The organism is Streptomyces sp. So13.3 (assembly GCF_005860785.2).
Taxonomy (GTDB): Bacteria; Actinomycetota; Actinomycetes; order Streptomycetales; family Streptomycetaceae; genus Actinacidiphila; species Actinacidiphila fildesensis.
Genome location: NZ_CP048835.1, coordinates 5,063,928 through 5,084,412, shown reverse-complemented (window position 1 = coordinate 5,084,412; position 20,485 = coordinate 5,063,928). Strand labels below are relative to the sequence as shown.

Here is a 20,485-nt window from a genome sequence, read left to right as displayed (position 1 = left end):
TGTGCGATGCTCGATTCGTGATCGAAGACGGAAAAATCCGCGTTTTCCTCCTCGATGACCACGAAGTGGTCCGTCGGGGCGTCCATGAGCTGCTCTCCATAGAGACCGATATCCAGATCGTCGGTGAGGCCGGCACGGCCGCCGAGGCCCTCACCCGGATCCCCGCCACCCGCCCCGACGTCGCGGTCCTGGACGTCCGGCTGCCCGACGGCAGCGGCGTCGAGGTCTGCCGGGAGGTCCGGTCCGGCGATCCGCACATCACGTGCCTGATGCTGACCTCGTTCGCCGACGACGAGGCGCTGTTCGACGCGATCATGGCCGGCGCGGCGGGTTACGTCCTCAAGGCCATCCGGGGGACGGACCTGGTCAGCGCCGTCCGTGACGTCGCCGCCGGGAAGTCGCTGCTGGACCCCGTCGCGACCGCCCGGGTGCTGGAGCGGCTGCGGCACGGCGCGGACAAGGGCGACGACCGGCTCGCCGGCCTGACCGAGCAGGAGAAGAAGATCCTCGACCTGATCGGCGAGGGCCACACCAACCGGCAGATCGGCGAGAAGCTGCACCTCGCGGAGAAGACGGTCAAGAACTACGTCTCCTCGCTGCTCTCCAAGCTCGGCATGGAGCGCAGGACCCAGGCGGCCGCCTACGTCGCCAGGATGCACGCGGAGGAGAACCAGCAGCGCTGAGGCCGCCCGGGGCGCCCGGCCGGCGCTCCAGGACCCGCGCAGCCGCCCCCGCGGCGCCAGGGACCAAGGACCCTGCCGATCGGGGGCCGCCGCCCCTGTCCCGTCCCGCCCGCCGAACGCCACAGTGGAGAGATGTCCCCCCCAAGAACGACGCACGCTCGAGCTCGTGGCCGCCGTCCGCTACGGACGCCTGGCCCTCTCGCGCCACGCCATGCCGTACATCGCCGTCGCCCGGCACGTCGTGGTGGACGACCACGTGCTGATCCGCGTACACCGCGGCTGGGACATACACGGCGCCTGCGACGGCTCCGTCGTCGGCTACCAGGCCGACAACCTGAACACGGCCACGGACTCCATCTGGGCCGTGCACCTCACCGGCACCGCCCGCGTCATCCCGGCACCCGACAGCGCGGACGAGATCTTCGGACCGCTTCCCTCGTTCGTGGACGAGCAGGCCTTCGATCCGGTCCATCTGCGGATCGACCCGCAGTTCGTGGACGTCCAGTTCGTGAAGGGTGTCGCAGGGTGGCCGGAGCTGCACGCCGCGTGATCTACGATTTCCCGGGTGACGGGCACGGCGACGGAGCTGCTCGCTGAGCGCACGCTCGGCACACTGCTGCGCCGTTACGAGGGCGCCGGCACCCCACTGGCCTGCCATCCGGTCCCCCAGGGACTGCTGAACCGCGGCTACCGGCTGGCGACCACCCGCGGCCGGTTCTTCCTCAAGCACTACGTCGCGCCGGACACCGCGGACGCCGCCGTCATCGCCCGCCAGCACCGCGCGACCCTGCTCCTGGACGGCCTCGGGCTGCCCGTCGCCGCCCCGGTCGCCGACACCGAGGGCCGGACCGTCGCCGTCGTCGGCGGGCGCTGCTACGCGCTCTACCCGTGGGTCGAGGGCCGGCACCGGGAGGGCACCGAGCTGACCGCCGCCCAGTCCCGGCGCCTCGGCGCTCTCCTCGGCCATGTGCACGCCGGCCTGGCCCGCGTACAGCCCCCGCCGGAGGCGGACCGGGTCGCGCATCCCAGCGCCGACCCCGGGCGGACGTACGCGCTCATCGACGAGCTGCTGGACCTCGCCCACGCGCACGAGCCGCGCGAGACCTTCGACGAGCTGGCCGAGCACCGGCTGCTGGAGCGCCGCACCCTGCTGGAACGGCACGCCCATCGCCGCCCGCCCGCCCCGGACGGGCCCGCCACCGGCTGGGTGCACGGCGACTTCCACCCGCTGAACCTGCTCTACCGCGGGGACGAACCCGTCGCCATCGTCGACTGGGACCGGCTCGGCGTGCAGCCGCGCGCGGAGGAGGCGGTACGGGCCGCCGCGATCTTCTTCGTCCGGCCGGGTGACGGGAAGCTCGACCTGGCGAAGGTGCGGCCCTACGCGCGCGCCTACCGGCTCGCGGCCGGGACGGCCGCCCAGGAGATGGCCGCGGCGGTGCACCGGGTCTGGTGGGAGCGCCTGAACGACTTCTGGATGCTGCGCTGGCGCTACCAGGAGCGCGACCGGCGCTCCGACCCGCTCTTCCCGGCGTCCTCCGCGCTCGCGGTGTGGTGGACCCGCGAGTACGAGGCGGTCAGCGACGCGTTCACCGGCTGACCGGCCGCGGGGCCGGGGCCGGTGAACGCGGCCCGGTCAGCCGGTGCCGGGCTTGCCGTTGTTGTTGCCGCCGGGGGCGGTCGACGGGGTGCCCTGAGGCGTCGTCGGGTCCTTCGTCGGCGGGTCGGACGACGCCGAGGGGGACTCGGACGGGGACTCGGACGGAGACTCCGTCTGCGTCTCGGTCTGCGTCTCCGTGGGCGTCGGTGAGGTGGTGCGCGTCGGCCGGTGGGACGGCGTCGTCGTTGGCGGCTGCGTGATGCCCCCGTCGCCCTGGTTCGGATCCGTGGAGGTGTCCTGGCTCGGCGCGGAGCTCTGGTCCTGCGAGCTCTGTGAGCTCGGCGGCGCCACGTCCTGGCCCGGGTCCTTCTTGTTCCCCGCCTGCCCGACGGCGAAGTACACGCCCATCGAGACGGCCAGCACCGCGGCCAGCACGAAGAGCACCGGCTTGAGCCACTTGTTGCCCCGGCCGCCGCCACCGTGCTGCGGCTCGTGGTAGCCGCGCGTCTCGTCCGCTCCGCCACCGGACGCGCCCAGCATCACCGGCCGGCTGAACTCCGCCGTGGTGCTGTTGCCCTGCCGCCCGATCGTCGGGCCGGAGCCCATGCCGGTGCCCGCCGGCGGGGTGACCGGGGCCGAGTGCGGCACGACGCCGGTGTCCCAGACGTTGTTCCAGCCGCCCTGCTCCTGGAGCATGTGCAGCGCGTACTGCACGACGCCGCGCATCTCCTCGGCGCTCTGGAACCGGTCGTCCGGGTGCTTGGCGAGCGCGCGCAGCACCATACCGTCGAGCTCCGGCGGCACCCGGTCGCTGACCGTGGACGGCACCTGCGGTTCGTCCTGCACGTGCTGGTAGACCACGGACAGCGGCGTCTCACCGGTGAAGGGCGGCCGCAGCGCCAGCAGCTCGTAGAGCATGCAGCCGGTCGCGTACAGGTCGGAGCGGTAGTCGACCGCCTTGCCGAGCGCCTGCTCGGGGGAGAGGTACTGCGGGGTGCCCATGACCATGCCGGTCTGCGTCATGGTGCTGGCCGCGCCGTGCAGCGCGCGGGCGATGCCGAAGTCCATGACCTTGACGGCGCCGGCGTTGGTGATGATGACGTTGGCCGGCTTGATGTCACGGTGCACGATGCCGTGCTGGTGGCTGTAGGCGAGCGCCTCCAGCACACCGGAGATGATGATCAGCGCCTGGTCGATGGGCGGCGCCTCGGCGCCGGTCAGCAGGTCGCGGATGGTGTGCCCGTCGACCAGCTCCATGACGATGTAGGGGACCGTGCCGGTGGGGGTGCGGTCCTCGCCCGAGTCGTACACCGCGACCACGGCATGGTGGTTCAGCCCGGCGACCGACTGTGCCTCGCGGGTGAAGCGCGCCTTGGAGACCGGGTCCTCCGCCAGATCGGAGCGCAGCAGCTTGATCGCCACGATCCGGCCCAGCCGTACGTCCTCGGCCGCGAAGACCTCGGCCATTCCGCCGCGTCCCAGCCGGTAGGTCAGCCGGTAACGGCCGTCACCGACCATCCCTTGCGCGCCCCACAATTCGGGCGAATCGGACGCTCCGGTTCCTGCGGTCGTCTCATGGGGGTCGACCATCAGTCCTCGCCGTCGCTTGGTGCCTCGCCTTACAGGTTTTCTGGTCGGCCACGCTACCGTCTCCGGGGACGGTGCCGGGCCGCTCATGTATGGGCCCGATGCGCATCAGGTGACGAGATGGTCAACGAACTTGACGTGCCCGCGCGATAAGCCAGACTTGGCGGGCAAGCCGGCGGGCCGATGGGCCCTCTCTAGGGGGAAGCGGTACAGATGAGCAGCGGGGACGGCGCGCAGACCGATTACGCGGGTCGCTCGGTCGGAGGCGGTCGCTATGTGCTGCGCGATCTCCTCGGCGAGGGCGGCATGGCATCGGTGCACCTGGGACACGACACGGTGCTGGACCGCCCGGTCGCCGTCAAGACACTGCACACGAGCCTGGGGAACGAACAGTCCTTCCGTGAGCGGTTCCGCCGCGAGGCGCAAGCTGTGGCCAAACTGAACCACACCAACATCGTCTCGGTCTTCGACTCCGGCGAGGACACCCTCGACGGCGCGATGGTCCCGTACATCGTCATGGAGTACGTCGAGGGCAAGCCGCTCAACGTGGTGCTGGCCGAGGACATCGCGCAGTACGGCGCGATGCCGGCCGAGAAGGCACTGAAGATCACCGGCGATGTGCTGGCGGCCCTCGCGGTCAGTCACGAGATGGGCCTGGTGCACCGCGACATCAAGCCCGGCAACGTGATGGTGACCAAGCGTGGCGTGGTCAAGGTCATGGACTTCGGCATCGCCCGGGCCATGCAGTCCGGCGTGACGTCGATGACGCAGACCGGCATGGTCGTCGGCACCCCGCAGTACCTGTCGCCCGAGCAGGCGCTGGGCCGCGGCGTCGACGAGCGGTCCGACCTGTACTCCGTCGGCTGCATGCTCTTCGAGCTGACGACCGGCCGGATCCCCTTCGAGTCGGACTCGCCGCTGGGCATGGCGTACCAGCACGTGCAGGAGATCCCGCCCGCACCGTCCCAGTTCAACCGGGCGATCACCCCCGGCATCGACGCGCTGATCGCGCGGGCCCTGAAGAAGAACCCGGCGGAGCGCTTCCCGACCGCGGACGCGATGCACGACGAGCTGGAGCGGGTCGGCGCCTCGACGCAGGCCGGCGCCACCCCGCTGATCATCGGCGAGGGCCCGCACGCCCGCGGCCGCGGCGAGGGCGTCTCCGCGACGGTCTTCCCGCCCGCCCAGGGCGCGCTGCACACCCCGCCGCCGAACGTCCACAGCCCGTACCAGACGCCTTCGCCGCAGCACAGCGCCTACGGCCCGAGCACCCCGGCGCCCGCGACCCCGGCCGCTTACGGCTACCCGCAGCAGGTCCAGCAGCAGGCGCCGCAGTACCGGACGCCGGCTCCGACGGCCGGGTACCCGATGCAGCCCGGCACGGTCTCCGGCGGACCCGGTGGCGGGGGCAACGGCGGCGGCCGGTCGAGCCGGACCGTCCTGATCGGCGCCGCGGTGGCGGTGGTCGCCGTCTGCCTGATCGTCGGCCTGATCGTCAAGATGAAGGGGGGCGGCTCGGACGACACCGCCGGCAAGGGCAACGACACCGCCTCCCCGTCCACGTCCTCCAGCCAGTACGCGCCGGGTGCCTCCAGCGGCGGGACCTCGCCGTCGACCGCGAACCCCGGCGGAGTCGTCGAAGGCGACAAGACCCGGACGCTGGAGTCGTCGGCGTGCACCGGGGCCACCCAGGGCTTCACCAACACGGACCCGAACATGGTCCTGTTCCCGCAGTTCAACACCAAGTACCGGGACTCCGTCGAGGCCTGCCTGAAGGCCGCCGGCTGGAAGTACACGGTGAAGTACACGAACGAGCAGCAGTGGGGCAAGGGCGCCGTCGTCGACCAGACGCCCAAGGCGCTGGCCGACTACAACGTCACGTGGAAGAACGACGCCAGCAAGATCACCATCTGGGTCTCCACCGGCAAGGGCGCCAGCTGATCCGGCCGTAGCGGCAGTACGCGGAGGGCCCGGCACACATGATGTGTGCCGGGCCCTCCGCGGTTACCTGTCGGTGATTCCCGGGTTCCTAGAGGTACGGGTTCCCGGAGGCACGGGTTCCTCGAGGTTCGGGTTCCTAGAGGTACGGGCCGGAGCGGGCGCCCGGGTGGCCGCCCTCGTCCTCCTCGTGCCCGCCCACGCCCGGCGGGAGGGCACGGCGCATCTGCTCCAGCTGAGCCCTGGCTGCCATCTGCTGGGCGAACAGCGCCGTCTGGATGCCGTGGAAGAGGCCCTCCAGCCAGCCCACCAGCTGCGCCTGGGCGATGCGCAGCTCGGCCTCGGTCGGGATCGAGTCGTCGTTGAAAGGCAGCGAGAGCCGTTCCAGCTCCTCCACCAGCTCGGGCGCGAGACCGTCCTCCAGTTCCTTGACGGAACTGGCGTGGATCTCCTTGAGACGAACGCGGCTCGCCTCGTCGAGCGGCGCCTGCCGCACTTCTTCCAGAAGCTGCTTGATCATGCTGCCGATACGCATGACCTTCGCCGGCTGTTCCACCATGTCTGTCACCGGGACCTCGCGCGATTCCTCGCCGCCGCCAGGGGTGCCGCCGAGCGCCATTCCGTCCGGTCCCACGATCAGGACCTGCGGGCTCTCCTGCGACCGTTCGTTCATCGGCATCTCCATGCCGCCATTCTCTCGCACACTGCGTTCTCCTGAAGGTGTGCCCCCTGATGCGGCTGATCCACCACGTCAGAGGGCACACGTTCGGCTGGTCAGGCGGTGTTCCCCGCTACGACGCCTCGCGGCGGGACAGCGAGGTGCGGGACCGGGTGACCAGGGCCGCCAGCAGCGCCGCGCCCAGCGGGACGGCGACGATCAGGGCCGCCAGGGTCGACCAGGGAATGACGATCGGGACGTGCGGAACACCGCCCATGCCGCCCCAGCCCCGGTCCATCGCCTCCTGGTAGAACTTCAGCTGCTGACGTTCCTCGGCCTTGCGCAGCCCGATCGCGGGCAGGACGCCCGCGGCCGAGCCGAGGATCACGCCCATCACGGCCACCACCCCGCACTGGAAGCCGGACAGGGTCCGCCGCACCCGGGGATCGGCGCCGATCGCCGCCAGGGTCTTCAGGTCGGGCTCGGCGTCCGCCTGGGCCAGACCGGTGGCGATGCCCGCGGCGCCGATGGTGACCAGGCCGGCGAAGACGGTCAGCGCCAGCAGGATGACGTTGTTGTCGCTGACATAGCCCTCCTCGACATACAGGTTCGGATCGGCACCCAGCTTGGAGAGATCGTCCTCCAGCGCCTGCTGCTCCTTGCTGCTGGGCGCGTTCTCGTTCACGAAGTACGAACCGAAGGGAAGGGTCTGCAGTCCGGCGGCCTTGGCCGTGGCGGGCGTCATGATGGCGCGGACGCCGTAGGACTCCGTGCCGTCCTGGGCGACGTACGTGGGGAACGACTTCAGCGGTCCGGTGGCCTCCTGGCCTTCGGCGATCGGCTTCGAGGAGTCCTCGATGATCCGGAAGGTGAGCCGGTTCTTCTCGACGTAGTGCTTGTCGAAGAGCACCGTGTGGCCGGCCGCGAGCGCCTGCTCGGCGCCCGGGTCCTTGATGCCGAGCGCGTGGAGCAGCCCGGCGTCACCTATCAGCACCTCGGAATCCGTGCTGATGGCACTGCTGTGGTAGGTACGTTCGCAGCGCCAGTCCTTCGACAGCTTGCGGCGCTCGGCCACGCTGAACTTCTTGTCGGTGTCCGGCCCGTCCGTGGGGCAGGCGTTCGCCGGGGGCAGGACCATCTCCGCCCGGCCGCAGCCGGGGCTGCTGCTGTACATCGAGCAGGTCTTCTTGCCGACGACCACCCGTGAGACATCCGCGCGGGACGAGACCGGGAAGCGCTTCTCGACGGCCGCCCGGACCGCGTCCAGGTCACGGCCCTGCTCCCGTTCGATGCTGATCGACGCGACACCGTAGGGCGCCCGCGCCTCGTACCCGTTGCGACTCTCCAGGTCGCTGCTGGCGGTGTACGTCGCCACCGCGACCGTGCCCGCGACGGCCGCGAGGACGGCGGCGACGGCCGGGGCCGTACGACCCCGGTTGCGCACCGCGTCCCGCAGGGCGAGCCGCGGGGAGAGCGGCAGCCAGCCGCCGAGCCGTCCGAAGAGCCCGACCAGGGTTGGGGTCAGCGCGACGATGCCGAGTTCGGCGATGGCGGAGCCGCCGCCGACCGCGAGCACGTTGTCGGTCTTCATCGAGCCGAAGACCGCGATACCGACGCCGAGACAGACGGCGGCGAGGCCGAGCACCGGCAGCACCCGGTTGGCGTGCCGGACGCCGCGCCGACCGGTCAGCGCCGCCAGCACGCTCTGCCGGGACGCGACGACCGCCGGGACGATGGCGGCCAGCAGTCCGGTGAGAATCGCGAGCAGCCCGATGCCGAGGAGTTCGAGCGGATGCACCGAGATACCGCCGAAGCGCGCACCGGTGTACTGCTCCAGCGGCTCACGGAGGGCGAAGGTCAGCGCGAGACCGAGCACCGTGCCGACGACGGCGGCGACCACACCGATCACCAGGCCGCCGGACAGCACGATCGCGCGGATGTGGCGGCGGTCGCCGCCGTTGGCCCCGACCAGCCCGAGCTGGCGGCGCGAGCGGCGGGCGCCGACCGCGAAGGCCGGTCCTGCGAGCAGGCAGATCTCCAGCATCGCCAGGCCGACGATCGTCGCGCCCACGGCGAGCAGCGCGGCCTTCTCAGCGGTGCTGCCGCCGTAGTTCTGGTTCCAGTCCGGGTACTTGACGAACAGCGGCACCTCGGAATCGGCCGGCGGGTCGAGCGACACCGCGCGGGAGTGGGCGACAACGCTCTTGGCGTTGACCTCCTTCACCATGTTCCACGTGAAACCACCGTCCACGGCCACGAAGTACTTGGATGTGATGCCCGGCCCATCGCGTCCGGCCGCCTTGAGGGCCTTGGCCAGCGGCGCCAGGAAGGCGTCCGGCAGGGCGTTGATCTGCGCCGTCTTCAGCTCTCCTGGCAGGTCGTAGGCGCCGACGATCTTGTACTTGGTGGCCAGGTCGCGGGCGGAGACCGACGAGCCGACGTGGAGGCCGCTCGTCTTGAGGAACGCGTTGGTCGCCATGACCTCGTCCGGCGCGTCCGGGAAGTGACCGCGGTCCAGCTCCATGATCCCGGCGGCCATCGGGTCGGAGGCCTTCAGTTCACGGATGTCGACGTCCAGCAGGCCGTACTTCGTGTGGACCTTGCCCGTGCCGACGGAGTCCTTCAGCGTCTTCGCCCCGGCGGGGATGACGGCCGGGATGTTGACGCCGGGACCGTTGCCGCCCGGGATCATCTGCCCCGAGGCGTTGTCGTTGACCAGCGACTTGTTCCTGCCGTCCGGGGACTGGTAGATCGGCAGACCGTCGTACGCGGCGTCGGAGAGCACGGCGTCGGCTGCACCGAGGTCGCGGGTCAGCGACTGTTCTGCGGTCAACTGCGAGCTGCGGATGGTGATGTCAGCGGCGCTCACGCCCAGGATCGGCAACGCGATCATGGCCAGGACGAGGATGCTGCGTCCCTTGAAGCGCCAGGCGTCACGCCGCGCGATCCGCACCGCGGCACGCCAGGAATTGAGCCAGCCGTTCACTGAGCCACACCGCCGGTGAGCAGCGACTCGGCGTTCGAGCGCAGCGTCGTGTCGACGACGGAACCGTCCCGCAGGAAGACCACCCGGTCCGCCCAGGCCGCGAACCGCGGCTCATGGGTGACCAGGACGCCGGCCGCACCCGCGTCACAGCGGGCCCGCAGCAGCGCGAGTACCGACTCGCCGGTCTCGGAGTCCAGCGCACCCGTCGGCTCGTCGGCCAGCACCAGCCGGCGGTCGCCGACCAGCGCGCGGGCGATGGCCACCCGCTGCTGCTGACCGCCGGACATCTCGTCCGGGAAGCGGTCGGCGAGGTGGTCGAGGTCCATCTCCTGCAGCGAAGCCAGCGCCTCACGGCGGGCCTTGCGGGCGGAGGTGCCGTCGAGCTCACGGGGCAGGGCGACGTTCTCGACGGCGGTCAGCGCCGGTATGAGGTTGTAGTCCTGGAAGACGTAGCCGATGCTGCGGCGGCGCAGCGCGGCCATCTGCTTACGGTTCGCGGTGGTGAGATCGGTACCCTCGACGAGCACCCGGCCCGAGGTGGGGAGGTCGAGTCCGCCCGCGATGGTCAGCAGTGTGGACTTGCCGGAGCCGGACGGGCCCATGACGGCGACGAGTTCACCGGGGAAGACGGACAGGTCGATGCCGCGCAGCGCGTGCACTTCCGTGGTGCCGCTGCCATGAACTCGGGTCAGCTCCTGCAACTGCAGGACGGGCTGATGCTCTTGGGCAGACATGGGTTGATCCCCCTGTGATCAGGTCTGTGGTCAGGTCGGAACGGTTATCGCGACGTACGGGTCAGCGCCGGCCGGGCCTCGAACGCGCCAGGGCGGCACGCAGTCCCTTGTCGTGCGCGGCTTCCTGCTTCGGAGCCTGGTTCGGGTTCGGAGCCTGGTTCGGGTTCGGGTTCGGGGTCGGCTTCGCGTCGTTCACGCCGCCTTTGTCGGCGGCGACCGCGTCGGCCAGCCGTACGAGCCGGGTCTCCGCGTGGTCCAGCCAGCGGGCCTCGGCCTCCGCCTGGAAGATCAGCTGCTCGATGACGAGCAGCCACGCGACGTCGTCACGGTTCTGGTCCTGCTCCAGCGCGACGAGCGCCTGGGCCTTCAGCCGGGTGTAGTCCTGCAGGGCCTGGAGGGTGTGGTGCCGCTGCGCCTGGATGACGGCACGGATGTCTATGTCGGACGAGCCCACGGCCATCGCCAGCTTGATCGCCAGCTCGTTGCGGGGTGGATTCGCCCGGTCCACAGGTGTGGAGAACCAGGTGCGCAGTTCGCTGCGTCCCTCATCGGTGATGGCATACAGCGCGTGGCCGCCGTCGTCCTCCCCCGCCGGCACGACCAGGCCGTCGCGCTCCAGCCGTCCAAGGGTCGTGTAGACCTGGCCGACGTTCAGCGGCCAGGTGGAACCGGTACGGGACTCGAACTCGGTACGCAGCTGGAACCCGTAGCGGGGACCGCGATCGAGGAGGGCCAGGAGGCCATGACGGATCGACATACTGAGTATGTATACCGAGTATGGTCACAGAGAGCAAGGTCGGGCGGAGGAGGGTGAGCCGGGGACGGAGGCGCGAACGGAGGCGTGAACAGGGGCGCGAACAGGGGTCAGGTGGCCGCGAACCGGGACCGAGGCCGCTGACGGATCAGCTTCTGCGGAGGCGCAGACCCAGGAAGCCGAGGCCCAGTCCGACCAGGGCCATCCCCGCGCCGAGCGGCAGCACGCTCACCGCGCGGCCGACGGGACCCCCGGCATCGTCGCTGACGGTGGGAGCAACGCTCGGACCTGCCGGAGCGGGCGCCTTCGGCAGCGCCGGAACCGGGACGACGACCGCGGCGGACGGCTGCTGCATCGGGAGCTCGTACGCCTCGGCGCCATCAGAACCCTCCGGCTGAACCGAATCCGGAGCACCGTATTCCGCTGCGCTCAGGTCCTCGTCGGACGCGGCGTCCTCCGCGCTGTCCTGGGCCGACATCCCGTGCGCCCATCCCTTGTGCCACGAGCCCTTCTTCTTGCCGGCGTGCTTCGTCGGCGAGGGCTTCGCCGTGGGCGGTTTCGTCGTGGCCGGCTTGGGCGTGACGGGCTTCGGTGTACTGGGCTTCGGCGTCGCCGGTCCGGGTGTTGTCGGCTTCGGCGGCGCCGGGGGCTTGCCCGGTCGCGGCGGCTGCTCCGGTGTCACGGGAGGCGCGGGTATCCCGGGGAGGGGCGGCATGGGCGGCACGGGAGGCTTGGGCAGTGCCGGCAGCTTCGGTAGTTCGGGCAGCTTCGGCAGCTCCGGCATCCGGGGCGTTGCGGGCGGCGGCACCGCGAACACGACCCCTGCCGACGCCGTCGCGCGGCCCTGCGCCGCCCACCCGGGCGCCACCGGCAGGAGCAGAAGCGCTCCGGTCAGTACGGCCGCCGCCGCCACTCGCCCACCGGATGCCGAACGCAAGACGCCCGCCCCTCTCAGCCGCCGACTTCATATGTGGGACAAGCCTCACATAAAGTGCCAATTGCGGCATCTTGGGCGGGCGTCGAGGATTCTCACGACGATTACGGGGGCTACGCAGCCACGCGGCCACGCAGCCGGACCGTCAGGACCGTCAGGACCCCAGGACCGTCAGGGACCCCAGGACCGTCAGGCCAGGACGATCTCAGAGCGTCAGGACGACCTTGCCGATGTGCGCGCTGGCTTCCACCACTCGGTGGGCCTCGGCGGCGTCGGTGATCGGGATCGTACGGTCGACGACCGGCCGCACCGTACCGGCCTCCAGCAGCGGCCAGACGTGTTCGCGCACCGCCGCCACGATCGCGGCCTTCTCACCCAGCGGGCGGCCGCGCAGCGAGGTCGCCACGACCGCCACCCGCTTGACCAGCATCGTGGCGAGGTTCAGCTCGCCCTTGACGCCGCCCTGCAGACCGATGATGACGAGCCGGCCGTTGACCGCCAGCGCGTCGACGTTCCGCTCGAGGTACTTCGCGCCCATGATGTCGAGGATCACGTCCGCCCTGACCAGCTCCGTGAAGTCCTGCTCGCGGTAGTTGACCAGGATGTCCGCGCCCAGCTTCCGGCAGGCCTCCAGCTTCTCCGCGCTGCCGGCCGTCACCGCGACCTTGGCGCCGACCGCCTTCGCGAGCTGGATCGCCATGGTGCCGATACCGCTCGAACCGCCGTGGACCAGCAGCGTTTCGCCGGGGCGCAGGTGCCCGACCATGAACACGTTGGACCAGACCGTGCAGACGACCTCGGGCAGTGCGGCGGCCGACACCAGATCGACCCCCTTGGGCACCGGCAGCAGCTGACCGACCGGCACGACGACCTTCTGCGCGTAGCCGCCGCCCGTCACCAGCGCGCACACCTCGTCGCCGACCGCCCAGCCTGACACACCGGGGCCGAGCGCGGAGATCCGGCCGGAACACTCCAGGCCCGGGTAGGGGGACGAGCCGGGCGGCGGATCGTAGAAACCCTGGCGTTGCAGCAGATCGGCACGGTTGACGGCGCTGGCCACGACCTCGACCAGGACCTCACCCGCGGCGGGTTCGGGGTCCGCGACCTCGGCCCAGACGAGCGCCTCGGGTCCGCCGGCTTCGGGGATGGTGATCGCATACATGAGCGCGAGGCTACCCTCCGGACGGCAGATCGGGACCCGCTCGGTGAATGGCGATAAGGCGGTCGGCGAACTGCAGCGTGGCCGCTTCCGGATCGTCGAAGCCCAGCAGCCGGTGGCCGCGCTTGACGGAGACGACCAGATCGGACACGTCCCGCGGCGCCTTGCCCACCTCGGCCTTGGTGACCGGACGCTCGATGAGATCGAGACCGCTGCCGTACGTGATCAGGTCGTCCATCACCTGTCCGACGCTCGGGCTGAGCATCGACAGGCCCAGCAGCCGGCCGGCGGCACTGGAGCTCGTGATCACCGCGTTGGCACCCGACTGGCGCAGCAGCGGCGCGTTCTCCTCCTCGCGCACCGAAGCGACGATGTTCGCCCGCTTGTTGAGCTGCCGCGCGGTCAGGGTGACCAGCACGGCGGTGTCGTCGCGCTGCGCCGCGATCACGATCTCCTTGGCGCGCTCGGCCTCGGCGCGCAGCAGCACGTCATTGCGCGTCGCGTCGCCCACCACCCCGACGAAGCCCTCGGCGGTGGCCGCCTGGATCACCTTGGGGCTGGGGTCGACGATCACGATCTTCTCGACCGGGATCCCGCGGCCGAGCAGCGTCTGCGCGGCGGACCGGCCCTTGGTGCCGTATCCGACGATGACGATGTGGTCGCGCAAGGTGGACCTCCAGCGTTTGAGCCGCCATTGCTCGCGGGTGCGCTCGGTGAGCACTTCGAGGGTGGTGCCGACCAGGATGATCAGGAAGAGGACGCGCAGCGGCGTCACCAGGAAGACATTGCACAGCCGCGCGCTGACGCTGTACGGGACGATGTCGCCGTAGCCGGTCGTCGAGAGCGTGACCGTCGCGTAGTAGAGCGAGTCGAGGAACGAGACGGCGTCGTCGGAGTTGTCGTGGTACCCGCCGCGGTCCAGATAGACGATGAGGACCGTGGCGAGCAGCACGAGCAGCGCCATCGCCAGCCGGCGGGACACCTGGAGCAGCGGGCCGATGGCCTGCCGGGGGAACATCACCTTGTAGGCGAGGCTGCCCGGGCTGTCGTGGTCGGCGGGATGGCTGCCGCGGTGGCCGCTCCCGGCATGGTCATTGGGGTGGTCGTTGCTGTGGTCATTGCTGTGGTGGTCGTTGCTGTGGTGGTCGTCGGCGCCGCTGTCCGCCCGGCCCGCGGCAGCGTCGTGGCGCGGCAGTTTCAACGGACTTCACCTCGTCGCTCTCGTGGTTCTCGTGGTTCTCGGCTCCGGTGGCTCGCATCGGTCGCGTTGCCCTCCCGGCTTCGGAACCGGCATCAGCAACCGGCGGTCCCCCATGCCAGGTCGAGCACGGCCGTCTCCTGACCGGCCGCCGCGCCGCCGGGCGGAATGACCGCCAGCCCGTCGGCGGTGGCCAGGCCGCGCAGCATGGCGGGGCCGTGGAAGTGCAGCGGGACGACGGCCGATTCGTCGTCGAAGACCACCGGCACCAGGCGGGTGTCGGTCGGATGGCCGGGCACAGCCGCGGTGAGCTCCGCGGTGTACGGGGCCGGGACCGGACGGCCCGCGAGCGTGCGCAGCAGGGGAGCGACGAGGGTGATGACGCCGGAGACCGCGGCCAGCGGATTGCCCGGCAGCCCCACGAGGTGTCCGCCCCCGGGGAGTTCGGCCAGCAGCATGGGGTGGCCGGGGCGCACGGCGACCCCGTCGACGAGCAGTTTCGCGCCCAGCGTGTGCAGGACGGGGTGGACGTGGTCGACCGGACCGGCCGCCGTTCCGCCTGTGGTGATCAGCAGGTCGGCGGTGGTCTCGCCGATCGCGCTCATGAGGGCGTCGACCTCGTCGACGACGCGCCGGGTACCGGTCACCTCGGCGCCGAGCGCCTCCAGCCACGGCGCCAGCATCGGGCCGAGGGCGTCCCGGACGAATCCGGCGTGGGGGAGTCCGTGGTCGAGCAGTTCATCGCCGAGGACCAGCACCTCCACCCGGGGGCGGGTGATGACGCGCAGCTCGTCATACCCGGCGGCCGCCGCGAGACCGAGCACCGCAGGGGTGACGACGACGCCGGGGGAGAGCAGTTCCTCTCCCCCTCGGCACTCCTGGGCGCGCGGGCGTACGTCCTGGCCGGGGGTGGGCGCGCCATGGGTGGCGTGCAGCAGCCCGCCGTCGGTGCGCCTTTCGGTGCGGCCGTGCTCGTGCCGGATGATCGCGGTGGCACCGGGCGGGAGGGCCGCGCCGGTCGCGATCGCGATGGCGTGGCCGTCGAGCAGCGCCACTCCGGGCCGCTGGCCGGCGAGGAGCTGCCGGGTCTCCAGCATCCACGGGCCGGGGCCCGCTACGGCCCAGCCGTCCATTGCCGACGTGTCGAAGGACGGCAGATCCGTCAGCGCGGTGAGCGGGGCGGCGAGCGCGTGACCGAGCGCTCCGGCGAGCGGCCGGCTGACGGCGGGCAGCCGCCGGCCCGCGGCGCGCGCGGCCCTGCGGGCCTCGGGCCAGGTGAGGTCGTGCTGCCGGTGTCGGGACGGAGGCTCGGTTTCGTGTGCCGGTTCAGGTTCGCCTGCGGGTTCGGGTTCGTGTGCCGGTTCGGGTTCGGAGGCTTGCGCGCTGCCGGTGTCGAGCCCCGCGATGGCGAGCGGATCGAGGCTGGGTCCGGGATGGGGGTCCGGGTTGGGGGTGGCGCTTCGGCCCGTCCCGCCGTCGGCGCTGCCGCCCAGGCCGAGGGAGCCAGGCCCGGCCGGTCCACCGGTCGCGTACGCGTTGGCGGTCCGGCCCTCGTTGGCGAGCAGCAGTGCCTCGCCCATCGCGTTGAGGGCGGCCGCCTCCTGGTCCGCGGGCCCTGTCGTCCGGCCGGTCATCCGGCCGGCTTCCCTGCCTCGGAAGGCCCGGGATCGCTGTTCCCGGCGGCCTCGCCGGCCCTGGCGGCCTCCGCGGACCAGCGTTCGGCAAGTTCGGCCGCCTTGCGGGCAGCGTTGCGCACTTCCTCGGGGCCGCCGCCGGACTGGGCGGCGGCGTAGCCGACCAGAAAGGTGGTCAGCGGTGCGGCGGGGCGGGCGACACCATGCGCGGCATCACGGGCGAGGTCGAGGAGGACTTCGGTGTCGACCTCGAGCTCGATCCCCAGTTCGGCCTTGGCTGCGGCGATCCATTCATCCAACACAGGCCCATCGTCCCCGATGCGGGGCACATCGCCGCGCAGGCTCACCCCTGTTCCAGTCGCGCCCGTGCGGCGGCGACATCGTCCCAGGTGTCGCAGTCGAAGGAATCCGAGCCCGAGGGGTCCGGCAGCCGGTGCAGCCGCAGCTCCTCGGTGAGCAGGCGCAGCGGCAGCCCGGCGAGCGTGCCGTGCTCGGTGGCGATCAGCGCCAGCCCCCGGCGCAGCGCCTCCGTACGGTAGGCCGCGGCCAGCGGCTGGTCCCGGCCGGACGGATCGGTCAGCACGACGCCGTCCGCGTCCGCCTCCCGCCCCAGCGACTCCCGCAGGGCGTCCGCCGCCGTCCGCGTCAGGAACGGCATGTCGGCGGCGAACACCAGCACCGTGTCGGAACCGGCCCGCGCCAGACCGGCGGCGAGGGCGGGCAGCGGTCCGCCGCCCGGCGGATCCTCCCGGGCCCACAGCACCGGCCGCCGGGTGGGCCTGCGCGGACCGACGACCACCGTGTCGACGGCGCCCTCGCAGGCCTCCAGCACCCGGTCGAGCAGCGGCCGCCCCGCGACCTCCAGTCCCGGCTTGTCCGCCCCGCCCAGGCGCCTGGCGGCGCCGCCCGCCAGCACCACGGCGTCATGTGCACTCATACCGCGCAGTATGCCGTGAGGCCGGGTCCTGCGGTCCCGCACGGCGCTGCCCGGCCCGCCGGACCCTGGCGCTGCCGGGGCCCTGGCCCGCTCAGACCGCGGCGAGCAGCACGGCCGGCTGCTCCACGCAGTCGGCGACGAACCGCAGGAAGCCGCCCGCCGTACCGCCGTCGCACACCCGGTGGTCGAAGGTGAACGACAGCTGGACGACCTGCCGTACCGCCAGTTCCCCCTGGTGGACCCAGGGTTTGGCGGCTATGCGGCCGACTCCGAGCATCGCGGCCTCGGGATGGTTGATGATCGGCGTCGAACCGTCGACACCGAACACTCCGTAGTTGTTGAGGGTGAACGTGCCGCCGGTGAGATCCGCGGGCGTGAGCCGCCCGGTGCGGGCCGCCTCGGTGAGCCGGCCGATCTCCGCCGACAGGCCTGAGGTGGTGCGTGCCTGAGCGTCCTTGACGACCGGGACCATCAGCCCGCGTTCCGTCTGCGCGGCGAAGCCGATGTGCACGGCGGGCAGCCGCACGATCTCGTTCCGCTCGGTGTCGACGGTGGCGTTGAGTTCCGGGTACCGCGCCAGTGCCGCGGTGCAGATCCGCGCGAGCAGCGCGAGCACGGAGACCTTCGGCCCGCCACCCGCGTTCATGGCCGCCCTGGCCGCGAGCAGTTCGGTGGCATCGGCGTCGACCCAGCAGGTGGCGTCGGGTATCTCCCGGCGGCTGCGGCTGAGCTTCTCGGCCACCGCTCCCCGGATCCCGCGCAACGGCACCCGCTCCCCCACCACGTCGGCAGCCGGGCCGGCCGTAGCCGCCGGTGCTGTCGCGACCGGTGCCGCTGCCGTGCCGGCACCCGCCGCGGCGACCGCCCGTTCCACGTCCGCGCGCAGAATCAGCCCGTCCGGCCCCGAGCCGGTCAGCGACCGCAGGTCGAGCCGGTTCTCCCGCGCGATCCGCCGCACCAGCGGCGAGATGACCGCCACCGGACCGACCGGCACGGTCTCAACAACAGCTGCCGGTGCCGGTGCCGGAGCCGGAGCCGGAGCCGGAGCCAGGCTGGCAGCCGCGACCGGCCGGACCCGGCGGCGGCGTGCGCCCGGCGCGGTCGTGCCGTAGCCGACCAGGACGTTGCCGGATCCCTCACCTGCGCCGGCGTCACCGGACGCGGGAGCGCCGGAGGCGTCGGAGCTCACCGCGGTTCCGACCGCCACCGTGATCAGGGGACGGCCCACCGCCAGCGATTCGCCCTCCGCGCCGTACCGGGCCGTGACGACGCCGCCGTAGGGGCACGGGACCTCGACCACGGCCTTGGCCGTCTCGACCTCGACGACCGGCTGGTCGATGGCGACGACCTCGCCGACCTGCACCAGCCAGCGGACGATCTCCGCCTCGGTCAGCCCTTCTCCCAGGTCCGGGAGGGTGAACTCCTTCACGACGGCCATCAGCGCGCCTCCCACTGGAGCCGGCCGACCGCGTCCAGGATCCGGTCGACGCTGGGCAGATGGTGCCGCTCCAGCATCGGCGGCGGATACGGGATGTCGAAGCCGGCGACCCGCAGGACCGGTGCTTCGAGGTGGTGGAAGCAGCGCTCGGTGACCCGGGCCGCGATCTCCGCACCGGCGCCGCCGAATCCGGCGGACTCGTGCACGACGACGGCCCGGCCCGTCCTGCGCACCGCTGCGGCGACCGTCTCGTCGTCGAAGGGCACCAGGCTGCGCAGGTCGAGGACTTCGAGGTCCCAGCCCTCCTCCTTCGCGGCTTCCGCGGCTTCGAGGCAGACCGGCAGGGAGGGGCCGTAGGTGATGAGGGTGGCGCTGCGCCCCGGGCGCCGCACGACGGCGCGCCCTATGGGCTCCACCGCCGCCGGCTCGTCGGCGTTCCAGTCGTCCTTGGACCAGTAGAGCCGCTTCGGCTCCAGGAAGACCACCGGGTCGTCCGAGGCGATGGCGGCCCGCAGCAGCCCGTACGCGTCGCCGACCGTCGCCGGGGTGACCACGTGCAGGCCGGGTGTGTGCAGGTAGTACGCCTCCGAGGAGTCGCTGTGGTGCTCCACACCGCCGATGCCGCCGCCGTAGGGCACCCGGATCGTGATCGGCAGCGGCAGCGCGCCGCGCGTGCGGTTGCGCATCTTGGCCACGTGGCTGATCAGCTGCTCGAAGGAGGGGTAGGCGAAGGCGTCGAACTGCATCTCGACGACCGGCCGCAGCCCGTACATCGCCATGCCGACCGCCGCGCCGAGGATTCCCGCCTCGGCGAGCGGGGTGTCCGTACAGCGGGTCTCGCCGAACTCCTTGGTGAGGCCGTCCGTGATCCGGAAGACGCCGCCGAGAGCGCCGACGTCCTCACCGAGTACATGGACGGCCGGATCCTCGGCCATGGCGTCCCGCAGTGCCCGGTTGAGCGCCTGCGCCATGGTGGCGGGCTTGCGCGCGGTGGTGGGGGCGGGGGCGGTCGCGGTGCTCATGAACCGGCTCCGGCGTGCTCGGTGTGGTCGGTCTGCCCGCCGTCGTGTTCGGCATCGAGCTCGGCGCGCAGCATGGTCGCCTGCTCACGCAGTTGGGGGGTCTGTTCGGCGTAGACGTGGGCGAAGAGGTCCATCGGGTCCAGCAGCGGTTCGGCGTTCATCCGCTCGCGCAGGTCCGCGGCCATCTTCTCGGCGGCCTCCTCCGCGGCGTGCCGCGTGGTGTCGTCGAGCAGCCCGCGCCCGTTCAGCTCCCGCTCCAGCAGGGTGATCGGGTCGTGTTCGCGCCAGGCCTCGACCTCGGCGTCCTCCCGGTAGCGGGTGGCGTCGTCGGCGTTGGTGTGCGCCTCCATGCGGTACGTGACCGCCTCGACGAGGGTCGGTCCGCCGCCCGAACGGGCCCGCTCGACGGCTTCGGTGAGCACCTGGTGCACGGCGGGCGCGTCGTTCCCGTCCACGAGCCGGCCGGGCATGCCGTAGCCGACCGCCTTGTGGGCGAGCGAGGGGGCGGCGCTCTGCTTGTCGAGCGGTACGGAGATGGCGAAGCCGTTGTTCTGCACGAGGAAGACCACCGGCGCGTTCCAGACAGCCGCGAAGTTCAGCGCCTCGTGGAAATCGCCCTCGCTGGTGCCGCCGTCGCCGACCATGGCGAGCGCGACCACGTCGTCGCCCTGGAGGCGGGCGGCGTGCGCGAGGCCGACCGCGTGCGGCAGCTGGGTGGCCAGCGGGGTGCTGAGCGGTGCCACATGGTGTTCGCGCGGGTCGTAGCCCGTGTGCCAGTCGCCGCGCAGCAGGGTGAGCGCCTCGACCGGGTCCACACCGCGGGCGATCACGGCGAGCGTGTCGCGGTAGCTCGGGAAGAGCCAGTCCTGGGGGCGCAGCGCCATGGCGGCGGCGACCTCACAGGCCTCCTGACCGGTGCTGGAGGGGTAGACCGCCAGCCGGCCCTGCCGGGTCAGCGCGGTGGCCTGCCGGTTGTACCGACGGCCGCGCACGAGCTGGCCGTAGAGCTCGGTGAGCAGCGCCGGGTCGATCTTGGCGGCGTCGGGGGTGCCCAGCAGCCGGAACGGTTCCGTCTCGGGCAGCAGCGGCGTGGCGTCGATGGGGGGGCGCTGGGGTCCCCCATGCCTGTGGCCAGGGGCGGGTTTCTGGTCCATGACGGTCATCGCGAGCACCTCCTCGTAGGTTGGAGGACGGATCGCGTCCTCCCAACCGATTGTTCGGTT

16 protein-coding genes and 1 pseudogene are annotated in these 20,485 nt (G+C 71.8%); 4 read left to right on the top strand and 13 right to left on the bottom strand.

The window, feature by feature from the left end; genetic code table 11:
- The first annotated feature begins 17 nt into the window (after positions 1 to 17).
- The 3 genes from C8250_RS22860 to C8250_RS22850 all read left to right on the top strand — a co-directional run bounded on the left by C8250_RS22860 (position 18) and on the right by C8250_RS22850 (position 2,283).
- The gene (locus tag C8250_RS22860) at positions 18 to 683 is read left to right on the top strand and encodes a response regulator transcription factor (RefSeq protein ID WP_138351239.1); all 666 of its coding nucleotides are present in this window, start codon (positions 18 to 20) and stop codon (positions 681 to 683) included.
- A gap of 124 nt (positions 684 to 807) precedes the next feature.
- Positions 808 to 1,233 carry a pyridoxamine 5'-phosphate oxidase family protein gene (locus tag C8250_RS22855; RefSeq protein ID WP_138351238.1) on the top strand — a complete coding sequence of 142 codons (426 nt, stop codon included), beginning with the start codon at positions 808 to 810 and terminating at the stop codon, positions 1,231 to 1,233.
- A 15-nt stretch (positions 1,234 to 1,248) separates the two neighbouring features.
- The gene (locus C8250_RS22850) at positions 1,249 to 2,283 is read left to right on the top strand and encodes a phosphotransferase (RefSeq protein ID WP_244809296.1); all 1,035 of its coding nucleotides are present in this window, start codon (positions 1,249 to 1,251) and stop codon (positions 2,281 to 2,283) included.
- A 36-nt stretch (positions 2,284 to 2,319) separates the two neighbouring features.
- Here the strand turns inward: C8250_RS22850 and C8250_RS22845 are convergent, their stop codons facing one another.
- Positions 2,320 to 3,801, bottom strand: a complete 1,482-nt coding sequence (locus C8250_RS22845) for a protein kinase (protein ID WP_232484931.1) — start codon at positions 3,799 to 3,801, stop codon at positions 2,320 to 2,322.
- 282 nt (positions 3,802 to 4,083) lie between these two features.
- Here C8250_RS22845 and C8250_RS22840 point away from each other — a divergent pair, with 282 nt between their 5' ends.
- On the top strand, positions 4,084 to 5,811 hold the full coding sequence (locus C8250_RS22840) for a protein kinase (RefSeq protein ID WP_138351236.1): 1,728 nt from the start codon (positions 4,084 to 4,086) through the stop codon (positions 5,809 to 5,811).
- Between the two features lie 136 nt (positions 5,812 to 5,947).
- On the opposite strand, the gene C8250_RS22835 is transcribed toward C8250_RS22840, so the two are convergent.
- The 12 genes and pseudogenes from C8250_RS22835 to pdhA all read right to left on the bottom strand — a co-directional run bounded on the left by C8250_RS22835 (position 5,948) and on the right by pdhA (position 20,425).
- The gene (locus C8250_RS22835; protein WP_138351235.1) at positions 5,948 to 6,493 is read right to left on the bottom strand and encodes a bacterial proteasome activator family protein; all 546 of its coding nucleotides are present in this window, start codon (positions 6,491 to 6,493) and stop codon (positions 5,948 to 5,950) included.
- Between the two features lie 106 nt (positions 6,494 to 6,599).
- Positions 6,600 to 9,452, bottom strand: coding sequence for an FtsX-like permease family protein (locus C8250_RS22830; protein ID WP_138351234.1), 2,853 nt, complete (start codon positions 9,450 to 9,452; stop codon positions 6,600 to 6,602).
- Positions 9,449 to 10,186, bottom strand: a complete 738-nt coding sequence (locus C8250_RS22825; protein ID WP_138351233.1) for an ABC transporter ATP-binding protein — start codon at positions 10,184 to 10,186, stop codon at positions 9,449 to 9,451. Before C8250_RS22825 ends, C8250_RS22830 begins: the two co-directional genes overlap by 4 nt.
- Before the next feature lie 61 nt (positions 10,187 to 10,247).
- Positions 10,248 to 10,943: a PadR family transcriptional regulator gene (locus C8250_RS22820; RefSeq protein ID WP_138351232.1), complete on the bottom strand. Its 696-nt coding sequence runs from the start codon at positions 10,941 to 10,943 to the stop codon at positions 10,248 to 10,250.
- A 145-nt stretch (positions 10,944 to 11,088) separates the two neighbouring features.
- The gene (locus tag C8250_RS22815; protein ID WP_187144951.1) at positions 11,089 to 11,877 is read right to left on the bottom strand and encodes a hypothetical protein; all 789 of its coding nucleotides are present in this window, start codon (positions 11,875 to 11,877) and stop codon (positions 11,089 to 11,091) included.
- A 202-nt stretch (positions 11,878 to 12,079) separates the two neighbouring features.
- Positions 12,080 to 13,036: an NAD(P)H-quinone oxidoreductase gene (locus C8250_RS22810; protein ID WP_138351231.1), complete on the bottom strand. Its 957-nt coding sequence runs from the start codon at positions 13,034 to 13,036 to the stop codon at positions 12,080 to 12,082.
- 10 nt (positions 13,037 to 13,046) lie between these two features.
- Positions 13,047 to 14,051 (bottom strand): potassium channel family protein, encoded by a 1,005-nt coding sequence (locus C8250_RS22805; RefSeq protein ID WP_138351344.1) that lies wholly within the window; start codon positions 14,049 to 14,051, stop codon positions 13,047 to 13,049.
- A gap of 275 nt (positions 14,052 to 14,326) precedes the next feature.
- Complete coding sequence (locus C8250_RS22800) at positions 14,327 to 15,865, bottom strand: molybdopterin molybdotransferase MoeA (protein ID WP_232484883.1); 1,539 nt, start codon at positions 15,863 to 15,865, stop codon at positions 14,327 to 14,329.
- Positions 15,862 to 16,802 (bottom strand): annotated as a pseudogene (locus C8250_RS22795) (NTP transferase domain-containing protein). The gene C8250_RS22800 and the pseudogene C8250_RS22795 overlap by 4 nt, the downstream one beginning before the upstream one ends.
- Positions 16,803 to 16,893: 91 nt before the next feature.
- Positions 16,894 to 18,240, bottom strand: coding sequence for a dihydrolipoamide acetyltransferase family protein (locus C8250_RS22790; RefSeq protein ID WP_138351230.1), 1,347 nt, complete (start codon positions 18,238 to 18,240; stop codon positions 16,894 to 16,896).
- Entirely contained in the window at positions 18,240 to 19,262 is a 1,023-nt protein-coding gene (locus tag C8250_RS22785) for an alpha-ketoacid dehydrogenase subunit beta (protein WP_138351229.1), read from the bottom strand. The genes C8250_RS22790 and C8250_RS22785 overlap by 1 nt, the downstream gene beginning before the upstream one ends.
- Positions 19,259 to 20,425, bottom strand: a complete 1,167-nt coding sequence (gene pdhA / locus C8250_RS22780; protein WP_138351228.1) for a pyruvate dehydrogenase (acetyl-transferring) E1 component subunit alpha — start codon at positions 20,423 to 20,425, stop codon at positions 19,259 to 19,261. The genes C8250_RS22785 and pdhA overlap by 4 nt, the downstream gene beginning before the upstream one ends.
- Between the last annotated feature and the right edge of the window lie 60 nt (positions 20,426 to 20,485).